The following is a 22,612-nucleotide window of genomic DNA, read 5'->3' as shown; positions in this document are numbered from 1 at the left end:
ATATCAAAAAATAGCTTTTTACCAAAACTACTCTTCGATAATCAATCCCTTATTATCAAAATCGAGTATTTTTACCTGGTATTTAGCAAATCGATCCTTTAAAACCTTGGCAAGCTCTTTCGCCTTGGATTCATAACAGAGATTGAAAAATGTGGAACCACTTCCTGAAAGCGTACTCATAAGAGCGCCCTTTTGCAGCGCCAGCTTTTGCAGCTCAAAAAGTTCGGGCAGCCCGCGCATTCGAATATCTTGATGCAGCTTATCCATAGACGCGACACGAAGCATCTCCCAGTTTTCACTAAAAAAGGCTGCGGTAAGAAGTGAACTGCGCGAAACGTTATAGACCACATCACTCATAGCAAAACGTTTAGGAAGCCTTGTGCGTGAATGGGCGGTGGAAATAGGTCTGTTGGGGATAACCACAACTGCTTTGAGGCTTTGAGGAATCTCTTTTTTCAGACTATACACTTTGTTGTTCTCGACAACTGCCACATTGAATCCCCCCATTACCGCGGGAGTGATGTTGTCCGGATGGGGTTCATAAATAAGTGCGAGATTCAGAAGTTTTTCTCTAGGGATAGCAACACCCGCCATTGCATAGGCAGCAGCAATGGCACTTACAATCACTGCGGAGCTGCTTCCAAGACCTCTTGAAAGAGGAATTTTATTAATGAAAGTAAATCGAAATTTATCTGTTTTTCCTACTAGCTTACGGTAGTGTTCGTTGAATATGGAGATAAACAGGTTATTTCCCTTTAGCCGAACATTATTGGCACCTTCACCTTTAATAGAAATACTAAAGAATCTACTCTTTTTAATCTTAACAATATTTCTCAAATCTAGAGCCAATCCCAATGTATCGAACCCTGGACCAAGATTGGCACTTGTTGCTGGTACACTGATGATCAAATGCTACACCTTTACTGCAGGAAGAACATAGAGTGGCGCAATATTCTCTTGACTGCAACGAATCTCATCAATGCTATCTGGCAATCGAAAAGTCACAGCGCCATCTCCTTCCAGTTTTTTGGTGGAAATTGTATCATTTTCTTTGACAAAGTAGTGTGAACCGTGGGCTTTTATGGGTTGATTGTCTGTAAATTCGAATCCGTCACATCCAAAAAGAGTAATTCCTTTTGCAATTTGAAGAGTTTTCAAAAAGATATACACCAGCTTGATGGACATGAAACTTCCCGGTCCTCTTGCGAAATAGACGCTTTTTATCTCATATTGTTTCATGAGCGATTGGAAGATGGAAGGCAATATATCGCTTGTTTTTTTGTGAGACTCTATCGTTTCGATACGCTTGCCATCTTGATAGACACCGACTAAAACAGGTGTGGCTAGCGCTACAAGAACGATATCCACCTCACTCTTTTGCGCAGGCTGCCCCAATAACATACCCTTCCTGCGTAGTTGTAGAAGCTTCAACAATTTCGTAATTGCTACACTCTTCCAAAAGTTTTACTGTCAACAAGTGATTAAGATGGTGGCTGCCGGCAAAAGACTCGTACAACCCCATCACTGGCATGCCAAGCAAGGAGAGATCGCCTATTGCATCCAAAATTTTATGGCGAACGAATTCATCTTCAAACCGTAAACCGTCTGGATTTAGAATCTTCTTCTCATCTAAGACGATGGCATTGTCCAGGCTGCCCCCTTGGGCTAAACCGATACTTCTTAGATACTGCACTTCATGTAAAAAACCGAAAGTTCTGGCTCTTGCAATCTCTTCAAGAAAGTTTTTCTTACTAAACTCAAAATGGTAGTGCTCTTTGCCGATTACTGGATGGTCAAAATGAATGGTAAAATCGAAGGAGAGTGTATCGGCAGGTTTTAGTCGAACATACTTGTCACCATCCCTTACCTCAACTTCATTTTTTATGCGAAGCACTTTTTTGGTGCTTTTTTGCTCCATTATCCCAGCTTCATCCAAAAGCATGCAGTAGCTGATGGCACTGCCATCCATGATAGGCACCTCATCATTATCCAAAATGATCAATAGATTGTCGATGCCATATCCATATACTGCACTCATAAGATGTTCAATCGTTGAGATGACAACGCCATCTTTCCCAATAACCGTTGCCATCTTTGTATCCACTACATTTTGAGGTTTCAGTTCAATATATCTGTTTTTATCTTTTCTGTAAAAAAGAATGCCACTGTTTTCTTCCAGCGGCTCCAAACGCATTGTAACGGGAACTCCCTTATGCAGCCCTATCCCTACTACTTCCACACTTCTTTCAATCGTTCTTTGTCTCATACAAGACCTTTAACTTCAATTGATTTCATTGTACCACATTTATCGAGAATTGATAATCTTTTTAGCTTCTTTCAAGACATCGGTAATGTTATCCTTGATCCATTTTTTGTCCATCCACTCTTTTGGTCGAACCTCCACTCCCTGCACCAATACCCCAAAGTGGAGATGATCACCAAGAGCCAGTCCTGTATTTCCCGTCTTTGCAATCGTCTCACCACGCTCAACTTGATCACCTTTTTTCACAAACAGGGTTGAACAGTGACCATAAAGGGTATACAGACCTAATCCATGGGAAATAAGAGGCATATTGCCATAGATGCCGTTATAATCTGCAAAAACCACATCACCAGGGTTGCTGGCTTTTACAGGAGCCGCTCGCGTACTTGCCAGATCCAGACCCAGATGATACGATTCGCTGACAAGTTTTCCGTGATAGTAGTAGTATCGATGATCTCCAAAACTTGCAACTCTTGCTCCGTTTTTCAACGGATAAAAGGGTTTGATTGAAAAAGTATCGAACATCTCCTTTGGCACTTTGGAAGAGAGTTCATGGATCAATTTTTCGTTTCGTTCCCTTAACGTCTCATTGACAAACTTGAATTTTTCCAAAGAATCCATTTTGGCCGTTTCTGGATAGTCCTCAGCCAAAAGCGCTACTTTCCCCTCCAAAAAGCTCTTTTTAAGCGTAATTTTACTGACACGATATTTTTTATTGAGTAGATACAAAGGAACATGTACTTTGCTTCTGTTACCTGCTTTATCATAAGCTACCAAAGTTGCTCGAAATCTTTTTTGGGTTACCGGCCATGCGATCAATGCAGCATAATACCCCTCTTCATAAAATGGTTGTGCATAAAATTTTTTCCCAAAATTGGTTTCGACATAAAACTCTTTCAAGTTATCATCGCTGCAGTGAAAAACAACAAGCGCACTGCCACCTTTCGTAATAGAATAGGAGTTATTGACCAAATAGAGTTCAGGACGCTTTGTATCGATGATTATTTTGATATCTTTTACACTTCGATTCCCCAAAAAATAGTGCCAAAGACTCTTATCCTGTACTTCAATATGCAATATTGCCCTATTTCTTGGAAATTCGAGTTTCATCGGCCTTTCAAGGGAAAGTTGTACCTCTTTTGGAGGGTTTTCGAAAGTTCTTTGCTCAAGCACCTCTTTGTTTTTTCCGTCATCCATCGTCACTCTATACGATTTGATGCCGGAATTGTCCGAAATTTTTATATCAATCGGCTTTCGAAGATTCCAGTACAGTTTGGAAGCAATCTGTATAGAAGGCTTTTGACGCTCAAACAGTTCTGAAGTCAAGATCCAGTAAAAAATCAAACCTAAAAGTGCAATGATAAACAGTACAAGATAGAGTCTACCTTTTTTTCTCAATCTATCTCCTTTTTCAAAACTTCCAGCAATGCATCCAAGACCTTTTCAAAGGATCTCTCTTGCGCGGTAAAACCAGCAGCCCTTTTGTGTCCTCCCCCACCAAATGCGATTGCAATGGCACTTACATCTATCTCATTTTTCGAGCGAAGGGAAACTTTGATACGGCCATCCTCCTCCTCTCTCAATAAAATGGCCACCTCAACCGTGACAAGACTTCTTGCCATATTCAAAGCATCATCGGCCATCTCTTTCGTACCACCACTCTTTCTAAGCATCTCTTGGGTGAGTTTCACAATTGCCACTTTTGCGTTGAGTCGTAACTCCAACGTTTCCAAGACATAAGTGATCAGTCGAATTTTACTCAAAGGCTCCCGCATCGTCAGCATTGTGGCGACATATTCTGGAATAACGCCTTTTTCACAAAGCTCTTTTGCAAATTCGAAGGTTTTTGCATTGACGGTATCGTATTTGAAAAAGCCGCAATCATCCACCAAAGCGGTATAGAAACAGATAGCGGCATTTTTATCTACTGGCAGTCCATGATTTTTTGCAAACTCATAGACTACTTGCGAGGTAGAAGCATACTCTGGTTGGATGATGTTTACATCGCCATACATTGTATTACTTTTATGATGATCAAAATTGATCAAAAATGCTTCCTTTTCTTCGATGCCAAGTCTGTCGAAACTGCCGCAATCAAAACTGATCATGAGTTCATAAGAGGATGGAAGCTGTTTTTTGACCTTTTCAATGCCAGGCAAAAAGTCAAGGTTGTAAGGCAACTCTGTTGTATTGACGACAACCGCTTTTTTACCCATTTTTTGCAAAATATGATACATCCCAAGGGCGCTTCCCAATGTATCCGCATCGGGATTGACATGGGTCAACAGTACGATCCTGTTCGCTTCTTGAATCTTTCGCAGGGCCTCGGTCATATCTCCACTTTCATAGATAGATCCGGCCATACGGCTTGATGCACGATACTGCCGCTACTGATGGCATCCACACCGGTTTGTATATATTTTTCAATATTTTCTAATGTAACATTTCCACTCGCTTCCAAAAGCACGTGAGAAAAGGCTTCATTTCTAAGCCGAACCACTTGCCGAATGCTCTCAAAATCCATATTGTCACACATCACAATGTCTGCGCCCGCTTCCATAGCGATTTGTGCGGTTTGTAATGTTTCAGCCTCAACCTCGATCTTCGCTGTAAAAGGGATCGATTTTCGAGCTCTTTGTATCGCTTCTTTAAGATTGTCAACGCCCAAAATAGCAAGGTGCGTATCTTTTATCATCAAACAGTCATCCAACCCCATCCTGTGATTTGTCACACCACCGACTCTTGCAGCATATTTTTCAAAAACTCTTAGCTTGGGTCTTGTTTTTCTCGTATCCAAAATATGGATTTTTTCCTGTGCAATCTCGCAAAACGCCCTTGCTTTTGCAGCTATGCCAGAAGCATGCGCAAGGGTATTTAAGATGGTTCTTTCAGCTTGCAAAAGATGGGTTGAGTTTCCAAAAAGCATACAGATGATATCCCCTTTGTTGAAAACATCCCCGTCACTTTTTTCCCACCTTGTCTCTAGATCAAGATATTGTGCAAAGGGTTCCACATATGCTTGTCCTGCTAAAACGCCTTCGGATTTAGCCACGATTTTCGCTGCGGCCTCTTTTGGTTCTGCAACCCTTTCAAACAGATCGCCTCTTCCTATATCCTCTTCAAAGGCTTCGATCATAAAATCTAACGGATTCACTTCGCCTCCACATATTCAAACATTCTCTCCAGTGCCACTTTTGCCCATTTCCTCGTCTCTTCGTCTACGAAGATTTCGTTCAGAACCGCATTGTTCTCAATCCCTTCAAGGACATTGACCACATCTTCCAGTGTCGTTTCATTCATCGTAGGGCACTCCGGTTTTGTCGAAGAGAGCACATAAGTGTTTTTGGGTCTGAGTCTGTGCACAAGGTTGTATTCCGTTCCCACGGCTACTTTTTGATCAATCGGCAACGATTGAACATATTTGATAATCTGACTCGTTGAACCGACAAAATCGGCCGCTTCACACACACTTGGATCACACTCCGGATGTACGGCTATCTTGATGCCCGGATACCTTTTTCGAAAAAACTCTACATCTTTGAGAGTAAAAAGCTGGTGAACGGAACAAAAACCGTTATAGCAGATGATATCGGCTTCTTTTATCGCTTCGTTGGAATCGATTCCGATAACAGCGCTTTTGAGCCCCATCATTCTTGCAACATTTTGTCCAAGACATCGATCGGGGACAAAAAGGATCTTTTTCCCGCTTTGTAACGCTTTTTCGATAATTTTCACCGCACTGCTGCTGGTACAGACTGCTCCACCCATCTGACCGACTTTGGCTTTCACTTCCGCGCCACTATTGATATAGGTTATAGGTAATATATCCTCTTTTGCAATACCTGCATCCACCATCGCCTGGACCGATTCATCGAAATAGGTGCTATCGATCATTCTTGCCATGGCACAGCATGCGATTTTTGGCATTACAACCCTTTTTTCAGGAGCCAAAATCTTTACACTTTGCCCCATGAATCCCACACCACAAAAGAGTATCCACTCGTTTTCGCTCTCTTTTGCTTTTTTTGCCAGTTCCAAACTGTCACCAGTAATATCGGCTATTTCATACACTTCATCTTTTTGATAATAGTGTGCAACGATCGTTACACCAAGCTTCTCTTTGAGTTCTTGTATGCGCTTTTGCAATGTATTAAAATCACTCAAGCAGGCTCCTTATAGTTGCTATCAGCTAATTTTAGCTAAAATTATACAAAATTCATCAAAAGGGCATGAATGGATTTTTTCACAAATCCTAATGTTTTGTTTTATATCACAGCGTATCTTGTTGGAGGCATTCCTTTTGGTTACATTCTTGCCAAAATTTTTGCCGGTGTCGACATCAAACAGAGTGGTTCCAAAAGTATAGGTGCAACCAATGTGTTACGAGTCGTCAAAGAAAAAGACCCAAAACTTGCCAAAAAGCTTGCCATCGCTACCGTTGTTTTTGATGCACTCAAAGGAGCTGTCCTGGTTCTTATAGCAAAACTCTTGGGTTTTCCTCCGGCTACCTGGTGGCTCATAGGTATCATGACGGTCCTTGGGCACTGCTACAGTCCTTTCTTGAAATTTGAGGGGGGAAAAGGAGTGGCAACGGGTATGGGTGTACTGTTGGTCCTTTTGCCTGTTGAAACTATTATTGGAATTGTCACCTGGCTTATTGTGGCAAAAACGACAAAGATCTCATCCTTATCTTCCCTTTCTGGGCTTGTAGCTCTTGTGGTCGCTTCTTTTATCGTTCACCCGGATATGCCATATGTGCATTCACACGCACCACTTCTACTTTTAGCATTCATCATTTTTTATAAACATCTGCCAAATATCAAACGGCTACTGACAGGCCAAGAAGGAAAAGTAGCAGCCTGATGGAATACACCATTCGATTGGAACAGTTGAGCTTCGATGCTATCATCGGTATCTTGCCGCAAGAGCGTTCCAGTCCACAGCCTTTGGAAATTTTTTTGGAACTGGTCTATGAAAAAAAAGAGGATTTCATAGATTACGCCTCCTTAGAAACGCTTATCATCCGACATATCCAAAAAAACAAATTTCATCTTCTTGAAGAAGCCTTGCAAGAGACACTATTTTTGATCAAAAAGAGCTATCCGTCTGTCAAAAAAGTCACAATGCGCATAAAAAAACCGACAATTCTTTCTCATTGCATTCCCTCCGTTTCCCTCTCCCTTAATTTTTCATAAAAAAAGTTTTAAAATTTGCTAAAAAATTGTTTAAAAAAAACTAAAATTGTGTTATAATTCTGCCAATTCTTAAAATTAGATAAGGGGCGGCTGCATGAGAATTTTGATTGTTGAAGATGAAATCACACTCAACAAGACCTTGGCGGAAGGATTGAAAGAGTTTGGATATCAAAGTGATATTAGCGAAAGCTTGAAAGATGCACAATACTATCTTGATATCAGAAATTATGATCTTATTCTTGTAGACTGGATGTTGCCAGACGGCAGCGGATTGGAACTCGTTACTCAAGTTAAACAGGACAATCCCAAAACTGTCGTCATCGTTCTTTCTGCAAGAGATGACAAAGAGAGCGAGATAGAGGCTTTGAGAGCCGGGGCAGATGACTATATTCGAAAACCATTCGATTTCGATGTACTTGTGGCAAGAATCGAAGCGAGACTTCGATTTGGCGGAAGTAGTATCATCGAAATCAAAGAGTTGATCATCAATCCTGAAGAAGAGAAGATTCTTTACAAAGATCGAGAGATCGAACTCAAAGGAAAACCTTTCGAGGTCCTCACCCATTTGGCAAGACACAAAGATCAAATCGTCTCCAAAGAGCAACTTCTAGATGCAATCTGGGAAGAACCCGAGCTCGTCACTCCAAACGTAATCGAGGTAGCTATCAACCAGATTCGACAAAAATTAGATAAACCACTGGGTATCCAAACAATTGAAACCGTTCGCAGACGGGGTTATCGATTTTGCTATCCTCGCAAAGCTTAAAAACCAAACTGCTTATTCGATTAGTGATAGCTTCGGCTATCCTGATCGCTCTTTTTTCTACGATCATCTATAAAGCTGTTCAAAACTCACTCTATGAAGAGATCCAAGAGCAGTTGATAAAACAGGCAAATTACATCAAAACCAATGCACCAAATTTCCACCAAGGGCAAAAAATCGATAGTAGTTATCTGCAAAAAACGCTCAATATTTCTGTAGAAGTTGTCTCCAAACCCAAAAGTTCCAAAGATGAAATCTTTATACAAAAAGTTGTTGATAGAAAACAGAACAAAACTTGGATGATCCTTTACTATCCATACGATTTTCAAGAACAGACCTATCTCAAAATTTCCAAAGATATCACCTCTATTCAATTTATTTTGAAAAAACTGTATCGCATCATTATTTTCACCAACATCTTGGCATTTGCATTTATTATCGTATATGCTGCGCTTCTATCAAACTATCTGACGAAATATATTATGAAATTGACGGCCAAACTCTCATCGATGAATGAAAATCTTTTAAAACCCATCAAAGTCAAAGATCTTCCTATGGAGTTTCAGCCATTGGGCAGATCGATCAATATGCTTATCAATCGAGTGCAAACATTTGTCAAGTATCAAAAAGAGCTCTTCATCGGTATCGCACATGAGCTTAAAACGCCTTTGGCTGTCATGAAGCTCAAAAATGAAGTCACATTGATCAAAAAAAGATCACCTGAAGAGTATATTCAAACAATAAAGCTCAATATCAAAACCATTAACGAAATGAACAAAATGATAGAAAATGTTCTCAAAATCGGCCGACAAGAGAGCGATCAATTTGAGCCACCTATAGAAATAGATCTGATTGAGTATCTCAAAGAAAAAGCCAACAACTATCAACTCCTGGCAAGGAATGAGGACAAAGAGATTCAAATGGATCTTAAGCCAAAATCCTACAAGGCAACGATACAGCCAACGCTGCTTAACCATATCATCCAAAACTTTGTCCAAAACGCCATCAAATTTACTCCAGAGGGTGGAACCATTACGTTACGAAGCTACCCAGTGAGTGGAGGAATAAAAATCGAGGTTCTCGATGAGGGTCCAGGAGTCGATGAGAGTATCGACCTTTTTGCACCCTTTAAAAGAATCGGAAACAAAAGTGGAGTCGGACTCGGTCTTTTCTTGGCACGCAGTGCAGCCGATGCGATGGGTGCCAAAATAGAAATCAGAAACAGAAAAGATGCTAAAGGTGCCGTTGCCTCTCTTTTTATTCCCACGCAGCTCGCTTGTCCTATTTGTTAAAGTTATTTTAAGCTAATATCAGCTATAAATCTCTGACAAACAAAGTTTATAGGGGGTTCAATGTCACTAATGATAACGGATGAGTGCATCGCTTGTGATGCCTGTAGAGAAGAGTGCCCCACAGAGGCGATTGAAGAGGGCGATCCTATCTATATTATCGATCCTGACCGATGTACCGAATGTGTAGGTTTTTATGATGAACCAGCGTGTATAGCAGTGTGTCCCGTCGATTGTATCGTACCAGACCCTGATAATGTAGAAACCATAGCGGAACTCAAATATAAATACAAACAGATAGTCAACGAAGAAGAGTGATGGCAAGACGCACGGCCATCATCGATATCGGCTCAAACTCCGCTCGTATGATTGTCATCGAGCGAACGAGTCGATTTGGTTTTTATCTTCTCAATGAAACAAAAAGCAAAGTGCGTATTGGAGAGGGCGCGTATGAGCATGGCGGGCTTTTGCAAGAGATCCCCATGCAAAGAGCACTCAATGCGCTCAATGAGTTTTTACATATTGCAAAATCCTTTCAAGTTCGGAAAATCTTATGTGTCGCCACTTCGGCACTCCGCGATGCTCCCAACAGATCACACTTTCTTTCACTGGTCAGGCGCGAACTTGGACTCAACATAAAAGTCATTGACGGAAAAACGGAAGCACTCCTTGGGGGAATTGCTGCAGCGAACCTTCTACCCATACACGAGGGTATCACCGTTGATATCGGTGGTGGATCAACAGAACTTGCTCTTATTCAAGACCGTAAGGTGGTTGACACCATCTCTTTGGATCTCGGTACAGTTCGACTTAAAGAGCTCTTTTTCGATAAGAAAGAGAATTTAGAAAAAGCAATCAAATTTATTCATAACGAATTACAAAAAATACCTACCCATTTTAAACATGAGATTGCCATCGGTATCGGTGGAACAATACGGGCTCTCTCAAAAGCTATCATGGAAAAAAACGAGTATCCTTTGGAAAAACTCCATGCATTCTCCTATTATGTGGAAGATGAAAAGCGATTCATAGATAAAATTATTACCGCTCCGGTATACAAACTGAAAAAACTACATATCAAGAAGGAGAGATACGATACGATCAAAGAGGGAACTCTCATTTTTAAAGAGGTTCTTTCACATATTCAATCAAAAAGGGTCATCACGAGCGGTGTAGGCGTTCGAGAAGGTCTCTTTTTAAAAGATCTGCTTCGAAACCAACACTATCGCTTTCCAGCAAATTTCGAACCTAGTGTTCGAAGTCTGTTGGATCGTTTCTGTATCAATGAAAAGCAAAACAGGTGTCTATACCGTTTTACAAAAAAGATATACGATGCCTTACATCCTTTATATGATCCTGAAAAAAAGTTCGAAAAGATACTGCTTATCGCTTCGAAACTGACAAATATCGGTATCAAAATCGACTTTTATGACCATCACAAACATAGCAGCTACATCATTCTCAATGATCTTGAATACAACCTTACCCATGAAGAGATTGCTACCATCTCCACACTGGTGCGTTTTCACAAAAAGAAGCTACCCTCAAAGTCTCATCTCAAAACGTTGGGTACGCTTTTGCCACCAACCGATACAATGAACTGGCTCAGCTTCACTCTCACACTCGCCGAAGTGCTCAATAAAGATCTTTCTTGCCCAGATTTTAGTGTGGAATATGGTGAAGGCGTGATTTTGATCAAAAGCAATACGAAGTTTTACCTTGCAAAAGAGGAGATCAAATCAGTAGAAAAGCCAGCACCAGTAGCGGTGCTTTTTAGAACCTAGAGCCAATACTAAATTCAAAACTGGAGGTTCTATCACCCGGCTCTTCATTGAGCGCATGTGCGAAAATAAGTTGCAACGGCCCCATAGGACTGATCCACTCCAGTGCCACTCCGGTACCAGCACGGGTAATTTCTGTAAAACTTTCGTCACCAATACCGCCAAAATCAAGAAATCCCGTAAGTCGCATATTTGTCTGCTTCATAAGCGGAATACTCGCTTCAAGTGAAGTCGAGAACATATATTTGCCACCAATAAGACGACCTTGTGCATCTTTAGGAGACAAAGAGGCTGTCTGATATCCTCTGAGTGAACTGATACCCCCTAGATAAAACTTTTCAAAGACAGGCAGATAACCGTTGTCGTATATATACCCGACTTTTCCTTTTGCTCTTAAAATCAGATCGTAATCTATCAGATCTTCAAGGCCATAGTATACTGCGCCTTTGAGATAGGCTTTGATATACTGTTCATCTCCGCCAAGCCCTGCATATTCCAACGAACCAGAGAGAGCAAATCCGTGCCTTGGTACATAGTAATCATCTGTATTGTCGAATTTAAGGGATGGTGTAAGAGCACTTTTCGTGTAGTCTCCTGCAAAAAAGTAGGTATTGTCATAGTTGACATCGCTCAATTCATTCTTCTCATAAGTGTAACTGACAGAAGAGTAAAGATGTCTTGTCAAGCGTTTTCCAACACTAACGGAAGCCCCTTTGCGATCCTGAGTATAATCATAGTATTGAAACCGTGTGCTAAAGAGATTGACTCCAAGACTATAATCACTGTCAAAGACTCTTGGATTGAATACCCCTACACTGAAACGCAAAGATTTTGAAGAGAAATCCACGTTGAAGTTTCCATTGATACCGCTTCCGAAAATATTTTTGTCGTTGATGGCAGCATTGAGGATAAATCCTTCATAAGAGCTGTATCCACCGCCGACCATGATGTTTCCTGTAGGCATCTCTTTGACGTTAACCACAAGATCCATCTGATTGGCGCCAACTCGTCTTTCTTCGATCTTCACGTCTTCAAAAAAACCTGTCCTTTTCAATGCATTTTTGGATTCGATCATATCGGTATAACTGTACAGGTCCCCTGGTGCAAGATAGACCTCTCGCCTGATAACACGGTCAAGCGTTCGTTGGTTTCCAGAGATGATCACATCATGGATGTAGACTTTTTCTCCAGGATTGACCATATAGCGAAGCGAAACCAGATGTTTTTTTTCATCTTTATGGAAATCGGGTGCGATTCGAACAAAAGCATACCCTTTATCTGCAACGAAACGTTTTATCTTTTCGATATCTTTTCTCATCTTCTCTACATTAAAGAGTTTTCCTTTTCGAAGAGAGAGCTCCTCTTTCAACTCCTCTATCTCCGTTTTATTCAAAACAGGCTCAAGAAGCTTGATCTCTACATCTTGGACATGATACGGCTTTCCTTCTGTTATGTGATATCTGAGTTTTGCTTTATAATTATCGAAATCGACCCGCAAGAAAGGGTCACTTACCTGAGCGTCAAGGTATCCTTCGGTTAAATAGAGATTTTTTATTCTAGCACTATCCATTGGTAGTTGATCAAGTTTCAATTCACCGCTGTTGAATCCGAGCATCCAGCCAAGCCACCTGTCACGTTCTTTGTTTGCAACTACGTCTTCAATATCGCCTTTATCGAAAACAGTGGCTCCACAAAGATTCATCTTTTGGATATAAACTTTTTCCCCTTTGTTGACAATAAAGGTAACCTTTAGGCTGTTCTCTCCAACTTTCTCCGTATCAACTTCAACGACCGTGTCGAAATATCCTTCGCTCCTAGCTTTTCTCTTGATATTCTCTTTGGCCCGTTCTATCACTTTTTCGTCATAGATATCGCCTTTTTTCAGTCCCAAAATATCATTGATTTCATCTTCCTTGTTTTCTAGATACCCCAGTACTTCTATACCCGCTATCAAAGGCTTCTCTACGAAATGAAATATAATTTTGCCATCTTTTTGCTCCACCCAAATATCTTTGAAGTAGCCTTGTGCATAGAACTTTTTTACCGCCTCGTCAATCTTTTCCATATCCAAAGTTTCACCCTCATGAATGCCAATCATCTCTTTTGCAATCGTTGGGGATAGGTGCATCAATCCTTCAAACTCTATCGATTGTATTGTCTGCGCATGCAAAGCAGATGCAATAGCTAGTAGCACGATCCGTTTTTTCATTCATTGCCTTTATAGCGAAGCTTTTGTAAATATTAGTTTATTAAGTGTACCAATATTTAGATTAATCTTGATTAAAAGAGAGGCTCGATATAATAAATCACTCTCAATTCAAGGAGTCTGATGCAAGTCGGAATTGTTGGACTCGGCCTCATGGGTGGCTCGTTGGCACTGGATCTTAAAAAGAACGGTATCGCGGATAAAGTCGTCGGTTATGACAGAAATCCCAAACATTGTCAACAAGCAATTTCATTGGACCTTGTAGATGAGATCGTTGATTTTGAACAGATCAAAAAGTGTGACGTAGTTTTTTTAGCTATCCCTGTAGAAGCTATCATCAAAACTTTACATAAGCTCATAGATATTGAGCCGCATACGACCATCATCGATCTTGGAAGTACGAAAGAGAAAATTGTCAAAAACTGCCCACCTCAAATTAGAAAAAACTTCGTTGCAGCTCATCCTATGACTGGAACTGAGTATTCAGGTCCTGAGGCTGCTATTGAAGGACTCTATTATGATAAGATAGTCGTTTTATGCAATACAGAAGAGAACGATCCCTTTCATAAGGAGAGAGCAGAAAATATCTTTGTTGAATTGGGTATGCAAATTGTAATGATGGATGCTCATGAGCACGACTTGCACGCCGCATATATAAGTCATCTTCCTCATGCCATTAGCTATGCGCTGGCAAACTCTGTCCTCAAGCAAGAGGATCCCAAAAGCATCTTGATTTTGGCAGCGGGCGGTTTTAAAGATATGAGTAGACTGGCTAAAAGCAATCCTGCAATGTGGAGCGACATATTCAAACAAAACAAAGAGAACCTTCTACGCTCATTGAAAACATTCAACGACGAGTTCTCCTATGCCAAAGAGCTGATCGAAAAAGAGCGTTGGGAGGAGTTGGAGGAGTGGATGAAAAATGCCACTACTCTACATCAAATCCTTTAACACCTCCTCTACATCCTTTTTGGAGATTCTGTGTTTTTTTCCTTCATAGATCTCTTCGTACAGGGCATGAGCTAAAGCTCTTGCCTTTTCATTGTTGGCGATATACGGCAAGAGTCTATTGAGAAGCTCTTTTTTATCAGTAAAAAAGAGCTCTTTCTTTAATGGCTTCCATTTCAAAAGAAGAAGCACAATAAGTGCAATCCCGATACCTGCAATGAGCCCTGCAAAAAAGATAAAAATTTCTCTTTTTCTGCTTTCTTTATAGACAATCTTCTGTTTTTGTTGATCGATAGGAGTTTGTACCTTTGGTTGAGACTCTTTGACAACTGCTCCTAAAACTTTGATAGAGATTGGTTCACTGTGGAGATGAACTATTTTTTTGGTCTCAAGATCAAAATAGTCCACTTGCAATGCGGGGATCGTGAAATCTCTGTCTGCGATAATGGAAAATTTTTGTGTAAAGCGAGCATGCAATTGACCATTTTTAAACTGCTCTTTGAGCTTTGGTTTATCCGCATAAACCACAGCATTTGAAATATTGAGATCAAATCCATCAAAATTTTCCAAATTTCCATATCCATCGATCGTCACTACAAGATTGATCGGTTCATTAGAATGAACTTCTTTTTTGTCCACCTCCACTTTCAAATTGAAGTGTCCAACGATATCAACAGGCTGAGGAAGCGCTTTTGCAACAATTTGCACAGCATTAGAAGCAACTTGATACCATTTCGGTGTCGTAATAGAAAAACCGAAAAGATCTCTTGTTTTACTGGCAACGGCATATTTGAAAACAGCTGGCGGAATTTTCAATACGCCAGATTTTTGTGGAAAAAGCAGAAATTGTATCCTTTTAACCAAATACTCTCCATGCTCTTCAAGATATTTGTTACTACTTTTCAGCTCTTTGACCCAAAAATTATCGAATTTCGGAGGTTCAAAACTGTAATCCACTATCCGTAGAGTCCTTCGAATTTTCAAAATAAGCTCTGCTACAATCGGTTCCCCTACAAAAGCCTCTTTTTTATCCACTTTCATCTCAAAAAGAATGTTGGCATTTTTCCCACTTGAAGGTTTGACAACCAGTCGAATTGGCTTACTTTCTACCTTTTTCCCATCGATGATAGCTTCAAAAGGTCCAATCGTCATATTTGAATCGGGATAAAAAGTAAAAATCTTCTCCTGGGTATACGTTCTTTGGCCATTGATAATCTTTTGTGAAAAAAAGTTGGCACTATCGGCAATCGGATACGATCCTATTTTTTGAAGATTTGGTAGAAGGATCTTCTGCCCCGTTGCTTTGAGATGGAGCTGAGCCGGTTCCCCTGAATAGATAGGATTTTTCTCCAAAAAAACTTGAAAATCGGCAAATACAATAGAGACAATAAATATCAGACTACCAAGGATTTTCATCTGTTCCCTCTTTTTTTATTTTTAATGGTGCTTTGTACAAAAATGTTTTTAACGGGTTCTTCTCAATCTGCTTGATCCATTTTTTCTCTTCTCTATCGGAAATTGGCACATTTTTCCTCATCTGTTTTGATTTTTGCTTCTGTTTATTCTGACTCTTTTGATTTTTTTGATTTTTTTCCTGTTTTGAATTTTGTTTGTTCTTGCTCTTTTTTTGCTGGGGACTCTTTTTTTGATTTTGTTGCTTTTGATCATTTTTTTTATTCTGTTGTTTCCTTTTCTTTTGCAACATCTTTTTTGCAAGTTCCAGATTGTACTTCGTATCGGGATCATTTTTTAGTTTCAAAGCTTTTTCATACATCTCAATCGCTTTTTGATAGTTTTGCAGCTGGAAATAGCAATTCCCCATATTGTGAAGCTTTCGAAACTCAAGTTCTTTGTCCTCGGTCTGTACTTTTGCGTAATATTGAAAAGCCTCTTTATATTTTTTCGCTTTGTACAAGGCATTCCCAGCATCGAAATAGCTTTGTGCGGACCCTTTGACCTCGGCTATCTCTTTAAATTTTTGTGCGGCAACCTCATATGCTCCACGATCATACGCTTCTTTTGCCTGTTTGATCAATTTAAAATCGGTTAGTCCGGCATGAAGCTTCAATCCTATCATTAAAACCGCAAGCAGAGTCATCTGTTTAGATGGGATCGTAAAAAATGCCATGAAAAGAAAAAGAAACGCTAAAGCGAGCAAATAGGGATAAAACTCTACCTGATCCACAATCTTTTCTATGTGATGCGTTTTTGCCAAGCTTTCCAAGTGTGCAAGAATTTTTTGTATATCTTGGTTGCCATAGCTCGCCTGGATGAATATTCCACCCGTTTTCGTAGCAAGCTCTGCTATATGAACATTGAGCTTAGTAATAACAATATTGCCTTTGGCATCTTGCATATATCCATTTTTCGTTGGAATCGGAGCACCCTTTTGCGTCCCAATCCCTATGATGTGAACTTGTATCCCTCTTTTTTTTGCAAATGCAATCTCTTTTGAAAAATCTTCCTTATTTCCCCCATCTGTAAATAAAACAACACTCTTTTGCCCCTCTTTTCCTAAAAGCATATCAGCACTCATTAAAGCCGCTAAAAAATTTGTTCCCTGTAATGCAAGGCTTTCTGTATCGAGGTGCTTGAGCATATACAAAAGAGCCTCTTTATCCGAAGATGGAGGAGACACAATATAGGCTTCGTCAGCAAAAGCGAGTAATGCAATGTTTAAATTTTTTGAAGCTTTTATAAACTCTTCGATCTTTTTTTTGGCAAACTGTAATCTATCAGGATAGTAATCTGTGGCTTTCATAGAGTTGGATATATCGAGAGCTATACCAACATTGGCACTGAGACTCTCTACTTGTACAACACCTTTTTGATATACAGGTCTTGCCATGGCTAAAATCATGGCAAAAAGAGCCATGAAAAGAAGCGTCAAACGCATTTTTTTAGAAAGCCCTTGATCAATCCTGAGTTTTGATAAAACACTCTCTTCGAAAATACGCTCTACCATACTTTTATTCGTCAAAACAAGATAGAGTAGGACAATGGAAGGAAGCAGCATCAAAGGAATAAATTCAAAACTGAGAAACTTCATCAAAAACCTCGCTTCCCGTAAATATAGATATAGCCCAAAAGAGCCAAGATAGCTACAAAAAGTACATATGGGTACAGCTCATCCTTTTTTACAATCTCTTTCCCTCGTATTTCACTTGGCTCAAGTCTATTGATCTCATCATAGATTTTTCGTAGCATAGAAGCATCTTTTGCATAGAAATAGTACCCATGGCCCTGCTGGGCAAGCCATCTCAAAAAAGCTTCATCGATGCCTCTTTTATCTCCGATTCCTATCGTATAGATTTTCACGCCATACTTTTTCGCCATCTTCACAGCAACATCGGGGGGTGTTTTACTCGCTGTATCGATACCATCGGTAAGTAGTATCACGATTTTCGATTTTGCCTGTGACTCTTTTAAGAGCCGAACACTCTCGATCAATGCATCATCAATTGCTGTTTTCGATCCTGCCACACCAATATCGAGATAATCAAGAATCTTTTTCACCGCCTCTTTATTGAATGTCAAAGGGGAAGCGATGTAGGCAAAAGAACCAAAGATGACGACGCCGATATTATCGTTTCTTCTTTTAGAAATAAAGGCTTTTACCAGACTCCTAACCACATCGAATTTTGTTTTTTGTGGATCTGTCGGATCAAATCCCTTTTCTTGCATCGATCCGCTTGCATCAATGGCAAGTACGATGTCGTAGCCCTTTTTTTTCAAATGAACCATATTGTCTATGTGTACAGGGCCGGCTAGCGCAAAAAGAGTTCCTATTATCGCAGTTATTTTCAAGAACTCGGGCAAAAAAGCTTTTTTGTTCGCCGCTTTTTTCAAAATATCAATATGTGGAAAAATAAGAGCACTCTCTTTGGCTCGGCATTTCCATATACAAAAAACAACAATGAAAATGGCCCACAACCACAAAGGTCTATCGAACGCAAAACTACTCATCATGTACCTTCAAAAAAAGACGTATCTCCCTTTTGAGATCTTCTGGAAGTTCTGGAACATTTTTTTTATATTTATAATGGGTTAATTTACGAATGAGATCTTCATATAACCTGACTCTGCTCTCATCAGTAACGAGATATTTTCCATATTTTGTAAGAAGATAGGCACACTTTTTGCTGTCATTGCAATCAAGATTTCGCAACATTTGCAAAATCTCTTTTCTGCGATCGATCTTTTTTCGGCTAAGAAGTTTTACTAACTGATACACCAATAGCGCAGCCAGAAGCGTCACAATAACAATAAAAAAAAGATAGAGCCAAAAACTGTAGTCAGGAATTTCTACTATAGGTTTTATATCTCTAAGCTTTTGCATCATCTTTGTCCAAAAAGTTTCACCAATTTGATGAAAGGATCTTCATCGGTATAGATTTTTGTAAACCTGATCCCACTCTTTTTAAACTGTTCATACATAAAATGATCTCTTCTTTTGATCTCTTTTTGATAGTTTTTCAGTGTCAACCCTTCAAAGTCAACCATAAAACTCTCTTTCGTCTCAGGATCTATCAGCGTCATGAACCCAATTGGATCAGGCTCCTCTTCAAATCGATCCCGTACCACGACAGCCACAACTTCATGCTTCTTTGCCAAAACTTTCAAATCGAAAGAGTTTAGAAAATCACTAATTATAAAGAGAATCGATTTTCTCTTTATTCGAAAGAGGCGTCTTGCCAAACTATCAAAATCCGCCTTTTTTCCTAACGATACGAAATGGAACGCTTTATCTACACACCTCGCTACCGCTTGTGGATGTTTCGTGGGAGCAATGGCATCATACTCTTTGTCTGCATACAAAACGTAGCTGAAATTGTCTTGGTTTTTTATCGCTGCATATCCTATAAGTGCCGCTGTTTCGGCCATTGTTTCATATTTGAATCGCTTCGTTCCAAAATAGGTGCTCCCACTCATCATCAAAGCTACAACTACATTCAACTCACGCTCTTCCTGATACAGCTTCACATAAGGCTTTTGCATCTTGGCAGTAACAAGCCAATCGATCTTCTTCACATCTTCACCGGGTTGATACTCACGAAGCTCTACAAAATCGAACCCTTCACCCTTAAAAAGGCTTGGATTATTGCCAGGAATCTCTGTAAAAACCTGTTTTTTCGCTTTTATCAAAAGCTTTTTGACCTGTTTATCCATCATGGAATTGGCACAGCCTCCAACACCTTTTCTATAATGGTATCGGCTGAAATTCCTTCTGCCTCCCCTTCGTAACTGAGAATGATCCTATGTCTGAGAACCTCTTTTGCGATATAAGCAACTTCTAGCGGAGTGACATGATCTTTACCACGCATGTACGCAAGCGCCTTAGCTGCTTTAAATAGATCGATACTCGCCCTTGGACTCGCACCAAAAGCAATGTAATTTTTGATCTCCTTTAAGCCGTAATTTTCAGGATACCTCGTCGCAAAAACGAGATCAACCATATACTCTTCAACTTCTTTATCCACATGAATATTTTTGGCCTCCTCTTTCAAAAGCTCCAAATCCTCTTTTGATGCCACTTTCTCTATGGTGCCGAATGCATTGTTCGCGACCCTTCTTGCAATTTCGAGCTCTTCTTCCTTCGTGTTATATCCAACAACTATTTTCATCATGAAACGATCGAGCTGGGCTTCTGGAAGATTGTAAGCTCCTTCTTGCTCTACCGGGTTTTGCGTCGCCATGACTAAAAAAGGTCGATCTATCGTAAAGGTCTCGTCACCGATCGTTACCTGTCTTTCCTGCATCACTTCAAGCAGGGCTGATTGCACTTTAGCTGGAGCTCTGTTGATTTCGTCCGCAAGAAGCAAGTTTGTAAAAACGGGGCCTCTTTTTATCTTAAATTCATTTTTGGCCGGATCATAGATCTCAGTACCGATGATATCACTAGGAAGTAAATCTGGAGTGAACTGCACACGTTTAAATTGCAATCCAAGAGTCTTTGCAAGCGCGTTGACGGTAGTGGTCTTCGCAAGACCGGGTACACCCTCTAAAAGTATATGGCCATCACATAAAAGGCCAAGAATGAGCCCGTCAACCATTCTCTCCTGACCAATAACGACCTTTTTCACCTCGTTTTTAATACTTTGTATCAGTTGGTGCATACCAAACCTTTTGAAAATGTTTTCGTTATTGTATAACAAAAAAGTTACAAATAGTGTATTGGTAATTAGGGAATGGGCATTGGGAACTGGAAAAGATGATTTTAAAAAATAAAATTTGGTCCTAAGCACGTGTTATTAGGATTTAAATATATTTACAATTCTTAATACTAAAAAATACTAAAAACGAAAAAGATGAAAAAAGAATTTGAAAATTAAAAAATAGATAACTGAACAGTGATTCTAAAAGGAGATTTGAGAATACGAAGTATACACATGAAGAGATGAATATAATTCTCTGCCTGGCGCCGACCTACTTTTCCACACCCGAGGGGTGCAGTATCATCAGCGATGCGGAGCTTAGCTTCCAGGTTCGGAATGGGACTGGGCGTTTCCTCCGCTCCATAGGCACCAGGACAAGAGAAGTAAATCTTTTGTTTGTAAAAGACTTAATTCTCTTGTCGCTTGACAAGTATCGTTTGAAAGAACACTCATTGTTCGCAGCAAAAGAGTGGTAGCTCAGTAAGGCGGCGGTGCATATAAAACGTGTAAGCCAAACGGACTATTAGTACTGGTCAGCTAAACGCATTGCTGCGCTTACACACCCAGCCTATCAAGGTGGTAGTCTTCCACCGTCCTTCAGGGAAGGCTCATCTTGGAGTCGGCTTCCCGCTTAGATGCCTTCAGCGGTTATCCGTTCCGTGCATAGCTACCCAGCGGTGCCCTTGGCAGGACAACTGGTACACCAGTGGCACGTCCAACCCGGTCCTCTCGTACTAGGGTCAGCTCTCCTCAGCCTTCTACGCCCACGGAAGATAGGGACCGAACTGTCTCACGACGTTCTGAACCCAGCTCGCGTACCGCTTTAAATGGCGAACAGCCATACCCTTGGGACCTGCTCCAGCCCCAGGATGCGATGAGCCGACATCGAGGTGCCAAACCTCCCCGTCGATGTGAGCTCTTGGGGGAGATCAGCCTGTTATCCCCGGGGTACCTTTTATCCTTTGAGCGATGGCCCTTCCACTCAGAACCACCGGATCACTAAGACCGACTTTCGTCTCTGCTCGAGTTGTCTCTCTCGCAGTCAGGCTGGCTTATGCCTTTATACTCTCCAAGCGATTTCCAACCGCTTTGAGCCAACCTTTGTAAGCCTCCGTTACTCTTTAGGAGGCGACCGCCCCAGTCAAACTACCCGCCAGGCATTGTCCTCCGTGTGGATAACACACGCGAGTTAGCCACCAGAATGAGGAAGGGTGGTATCTCAAGGACGGCTCCACCCGAGCTGGCGCCCGGGCTTCTCAGCCTCCCACCTATCCTGCACATCCCCATCCCGATGGCAGTACCAAGCTGTAGTAAAGGTCCACGGGGTCTTTCCGTCTTTCCGCGGGTAGGAGGAATTTTCACCTCCACTACAATTTCACCGGATCCCTGGTCGAGACAGCCCCCATCTCGTTACGCCATTCATGCAGGTCGGTATTTAACCGACAAGGAATTTCGCTACCTTAGGACCGTTATAGTTACGGCCGCCGTTTACCGGGGCTTCGGTTCACGGCTTCGCCCATAAGGGCTAACCGATCCCCTTAACCTTCCGGCACCGGGCAGGCGTCACACCATATACATCCTCTTACGAGTTAGCATAGTGCTGTGTTTTTGATAAACAGTCGGATGGAGCGCTTCGCTGCGACCCGCCTCGGCTCCAGCCGCTAAGGGCCTTCACCTACTACGGGCACACCTTATACCGAAGATACGGTGCCAGTTTGCAGAGTTCCTTGACCAGGGTTCTTCCGCGCGCCTTAGAATACTCATCCCGCCCACCTGTGTCGGTTTACGGTACGGGCTACTTACTACTCGAACGGCTTAGAAGCTTTTCTCGGCTCGACGGCATCACCGGTTCCCCCGCCGCCCCGAAGGGCTTTGGGGGCCTGTCAGGTCTCGGCCTATCGCTGGGCGGATTTGCCTACCCAGCAGCCTACACCCTTCGAGCCACTATTCCATCAGTGACCCCGGCTAGCCCTAAGCGTCCCTCCTTCGCCTTGTAGTAAGTAGGTATCGGA

General features: G+C 41.1%; 21 protein-coding genes and 2 rRNA genes (1 of these 23 only partly in view). 7 read left to right on the top strand and 16 right to left on the bottom strand.

The window, feature by feature from the left end; genetic code table 11:
- Positions 1-27 precede the first annotated feature (27 nt).
- From thrB to nadA, 7 genes are read right to left on the bottom strand one after another with little or no spacing between them, the layout of a single operon-like run.
- Complete coding sequence (gene thrB, locus NIS_RS02275) at positions 28-909, bottom strand: homoserine kinase (protein WP_012081797.1); 882 nt, start codon at positions 907-909, stop codon at positions 28-30.
- Between the two features lie 3 nt (positions 910-912).
- Positions 913-1,401, bottom strand: coding sequence for a hypothetical protein (locus NIS_RS02270; RefSeq protein WP_041353967.1), 489 nt, complete (start codon positions 1,399-1,401; stop codon positions 913-915).
- Positions 1,370-2,266 carry a UDP-3-O-acyl-N-acetylglucosamine deacetylase gene (lpxC, locus tag NIS_RS02265; RefSeq protein ID WP_012081795.1) on the bottom strand — a complete coding sequence of 299 codons (897 nt, stop codon included), beginning with the start codon at positions 2,264-2,266 and terminating at the stop codon, positions 1,370-1,372. Before lpxC ends, NIS_RS02270 begins: the two co-directional genes overlap by 32 nt.
- 39 nt (positions 2,267-2,305) lie before the next feature.
- Positions 2,306-3,661 carry a M23 family metallopeptidase gene (locus NIS_RS02260; protein ID WP_012081794.1) on the bottom strand — a complete coding sequence of 452 codons (1,356 nt, stop codon included), beginning with the start codon at positions 3,659-3,661 and terminating at the stop codon, positions 2,306-2,308.
- Positions 3,658-4,596 (bottom strand): DHH family phosphoesterase, encoded by a 939-nt coding sequence (locus NIS_RS02255; protein ID WP_012081793.1) that lies wholly within the window; start codon positions 4,594-4,596, stop codon positions 3,658-3,660. Before NIS_RS02255 ends, NIS_RS02260 begins: the two co-directional genes overlap by 4 nt.
- The gene (nadC, locus tag NIS_RS02250) at positions 4,593-5,417 is read right to left on the bottom strand and encodes a carboxylating nicotinate-nucleotide diphosphorylase (RefSeq protein ID WP_012081792.1); all 825 of its coding nucleotides are present in this window, start codon (positions 5,415-5,417) and stop codon (positions 4,593-4,595) included. The genes NIS_RS02255 and nadC overlap by 4 nt, the downstream gene beginning before the upstream one ends.
- Positions 5,414-6,427 carry a quinolinate synthase NadA gene (gene nadA, locus NIS_RS02245; RefSeq protein ID WP_012081791.1) on the bottom strand — a complete coding sequence of 338 codons (1,014 nt, stop codon included), beginning with the start codon at positions 6,425-6,427 and terminating at the stop codon, positions 5,414-5,416. The genes nadC and nadA overlap by 4 nt, the downstream gene beginning before the upstream one ends.
- Before the next feature lie 69 nt (positions 6,428-6,496).
- Between nadA and plsY the strand changes: the two genes are divergently transcribed.
- From plsY to NIS_RS02215, 6 genes are all read left to right on the top strand, one after another.
- Complete coding sequence (gene plsY / locus NIS_RS02240) at positions 6,497-7,126, top strand: glycerol-3-phosphate 1-O-acyltransferase PlsY (protein WP_012081790.1); 630 nt, start codon at positions 6,497-6,499, stop codon at positions 7,124-7,126.
- The gene (locus NIS_RS02235; RefSeq protein ID WP_012081789.1) at positions 7,126-7,458 is read left to right on the top strand and encodes a dihydroneopterin aldolase; all 333 of its coding nucleotides are present in this window, start codon (positions 7,126-7,128) and stop codon (positions 7,456-7,458) included. Before plsY ends, NIS_RS02235 begins: the two co-directional genes overlap by 1 nt.
- Positions 7,459-7,552: 94 nt before the next feature.
- Positions 7,553-8,224, top strand: coding sequence for a homeostatic response regulator transcription factor HsrA (gene hsrA / locus NIS_RS02230; protein ID WP_012081788.1), 672 nt, complete (start codon positions 7,553-7,555; stop codon positions 8,222-8,224).
- Positions 8,203-9,513, top strand: a complete 1,311-nt coding sequence (locus NIS_RS02225; protein WP_012081787.1) for a sensor histidine kinase — start codon at positions 8,203-8,205, stop codon at positions 9,511-9,513. Before hsrA ends, NIS_RS02225 begins: the two co-directional genes overlap by 22 nt.
- Before the next feature lie 60 nt (positions 9,514-9,573).
- Positions 9,574-9,828, top strand: coding sequence for a YfhL family 4Fe-4S dicluster ferredoxin (locus tag NIS_RS02220; protein ID WP_012081786.1), 255 nt, complete (start codon positions 9,574-9,576; stop codon positions 9,826-9,828).
- The gene (locus tag NIS_RS02215; RefSeq protein ID WP_012081785.1) at positions 9,828-11,294 is read left to right on the top strand and encodes a Ppx/GppA phosphatase family protein; all 1,467 of its coding nucleotides are present in this window, start codon (positions 9,828-9,830) and stop codon (positions 11,292-11,294) included. Before NIS_RS02220 ends, NIS_RS02215 begins: the two co-directional genes overlap by 1 nt.
- Here the strand turns inward: NIS_RS02215 and bamA are convergent.
- Positions 11,284-13,500: an outer membrane protein assembly factor BamA gene (bamA, locus tag NIS_RS02210; protein WP_012081784.1), complete on the bottom strand. Its 2,217-nt coding sequence runs from the start codon at positions 13,498-13,500 to the stop codon at positions 11,284-11,286. The genes NIS_RS02215 and bamA overlap by 11 nt on opposite strands.
- Positions 13,501-13,620: 120 nt before the next feature.
- On the opposite strand from bamA, the gene NIS_RS02205 reads away from it, so the two are divergent.
- Complete coding sequence (locus tag NIS_RS02205) at positions 13,621-14,448, top strand: prephenate dehydrogenase (RefSeq protein ID WP_012081783.1); 828 nt, start codon at positions 13,621-13,623, stop codon at positions 14,446-14,448.
- Here NIS_RS02205 and NIS_RS02200 read toward each other — a convergent pair.
- The 8 genes from NIS_RS02200 to NIS_RS02165 form a co-directional block, all read right to left on the bottom strand.
- Positions 14,431-15,861 carry a BatD family protein gene (locus NIS_RS02200; protein WP_012081782.1) on the bottom strand — a complete coding sequence of 477 codons (1,431 nt, stop codon included), beginning with the start codon at positions 15,859-15,861 and terminating at the stop codon, positions 14,431-14,433. The genes NIS_RS02205 and NIS_RS02200 overlap by 18 nt on opposite strands.
- Entirely contained in the window at positions 15,845-17,494 is a 1,650-nt protein-coding gene (locus NIS_RS02195; RefSeq protein WP_012081781.1) for a VWA domain-containing protein, read from the bottom strand. The genes NIS_RS02200 and NIS_RS02195 overlap by 17 nt, the downstream gene beginning before the upstream one ends.
- Entirely contained in the window at positions 17,494-18,411 is a 918-nt protein-coding gene (locus NIS_RS02190) for a vWA domain-containing protein (RefSeq protein ID WP_012081780.1), read from the bottom strand. The genes NIS_RS02195 and NIS_RS02190 overlap by 1 nt, the downstream gene beginning before the upstream one ends.
- Entirely contained in the window at positions 18,404-18,784 is a 381-nt protein-coding gene (locus NIS_RS02185; protein WP_012081779.1) for a hypothetical protein, read from the bottom strand. The genes NIS_RS02190 and NIS_RS02185 overlap by 8 nt, the downstream gene beginning before the upstream one ends.
- A complete protein-coding gene (locus NIS_RS02180; protein ID WP_012081778.1) occupies positions 18,784-19,617 on the bottom strand; it encodes a DUF58 domain-containing protein in 834 nt (277 codons plus the stop codon). The genes NIS_RS02185 and NIS_RS02180 overlap by 1 nt, the downstream gene beginning before the upstream one ends.
- Positions 19,614-20,561 (bottom strand): AAA family ATPase, encoded by a 948-nt coding sequence (locus NIS_RS02175; protein WP_012081777.1) that lies wholly within the window; start codon positions 20,559-20,561, stop codon positions 19,614-19,616. Before NIS_RS02175 ends, NIS_RS02180 begins: the two co-directional genes overlap by 4 nt.
- A 297-nt stretch (positions 20,562-20,858) precedes the next feature.
- A 5S ribosomal RNA gene (gene rrf, locus NIS_RS02170) occupies positions 20,859-20,974 on the bottom strand.
- Positions 20,975-21,102: 128 nt separating this feature from the next.
- Positions 21,103-22,612, bottom strand: a 23S ribosomal RNA gene (locus NIS_RS02165) (it continues 1,397 nt past the right edge of the window).

This window comes from Nitratiruptor sp. SB155-2, from assembly GCF_000010325.1.
Lineage (GTDB): Bacteria > Campylobacterota > Campylobacteria > Campylobacterales > Nitratiruptoraceae > Nitratiruptor.
The sequence above is the reverse complement of the archived record's forward strand: the minus strand, read 5'-3'. Positions and strand labels throughout refer to the sequence as shown.

Coding starts and splice junctions, on each gene's coding strand:
- NIS_RS02205 (WP_012081783.1), top strand. CDS start 13,621: ATGCAAGTCGGAATTGTTGGACTCGGCCTCATGGGTGGCTCGTTGGCA.
- NIS_RS02235 (WP_012081789.1), top strand. CDS start 7,126: ATGGAATACACCATTCGATTGGAACAGTTGAGCTTCGATGCTATCATC.
- plsY (WP_012081790.1), top strand. CDS start 6,497: ATGGATTTTTTCACAAATCCTAATGTTTTGTTTTATATCACAGCGTAT.
- NIS_RS02270 (WP_041353967.1), bottom strand. CDS start 1,401: ATGTTATTGGGGCAGCCTGCGCAAAAGAGTGAGGTGGATATCGTTCTT.
- NIS_RS02200 (WP_012081782.1), bottom strand. CDS start 15,861: ATGAAAATCCTTGGTAGTCTGATATTTATTGTCTCTATTGTATTTGCC.
- hsrA (WP_012081788.1), top strand. CDS start 7,553: ATGAGAATTTTGATTGTTGAAGATGAAATCACACTCAACAAGACCTTG.
- NIS_RS02175 (WP_012081777.1), bottom strand. CDS start 20,561: ATGCACCAACTGATACAAAGTATTAAAAACGAGGTGAAAAAGGTCGTT.
- lpxC (WP_012081795.1), bottom strand. CDS start 2,266: ATGAGACAAAGAACGATTGAAAGAAGTGTGGAAGTAGTAGGGATAGGG.
- NIS_RS02220 (WP_012081786.1), top strand. CDS start 9,574: ATGTCACTAATGATAACGGATGAGTGCATCGCTTGTGATGCCTGTAGA.
- bamA (WP_012081784.1), bottom strand. CDS start 13,500: ATGAAAAAACGGATCGTGCTACTAGCTATTGCATCTGCTTTGCATGCG.
- NIS_RS02215 (WP_012081785.1), top strand. CDS start 9,828: ATGGCAAGACGCACGGCCATCATCGATATCGGCTCAAACTCCGCTCGT.
- NIS_RS02195 (WP_012081781.1), bottom strand. CDS start 17,494: ATGAAGTTTCTCAGTTTTGAATTTATTCCTTTGATGCTGCTTCCTTCC.
- NIS_RS02185 (WP_012081779.1), bottom strand. CDS start 18,784: ATGCAAAAGCTTAGAGATATAAAACCTATAGTAGAAATTCCTGACTAC.
- NIS_RS02180 (WP_012081778.1), bottom strand. CDS start 19,617: ATGATGGATAAACAGGTCAAAAAGCTTTTGATAAAAGCGAAAAAACAG.
- NIS_RS02255 (WP_012081793.1), bottom strand. CDS start 4,596: ATGACCGAGGCCCTGCGAAAGATTCAAGAAGCGAACAGGATCGTACTG.
- NIS_RS02190 (WP_012081780.1), bottom strand. CDS start 18,411: ATGAGTAGTTTTGCGTTCGATAGACCTTTGTGGTTGTGGGCCATTTTC.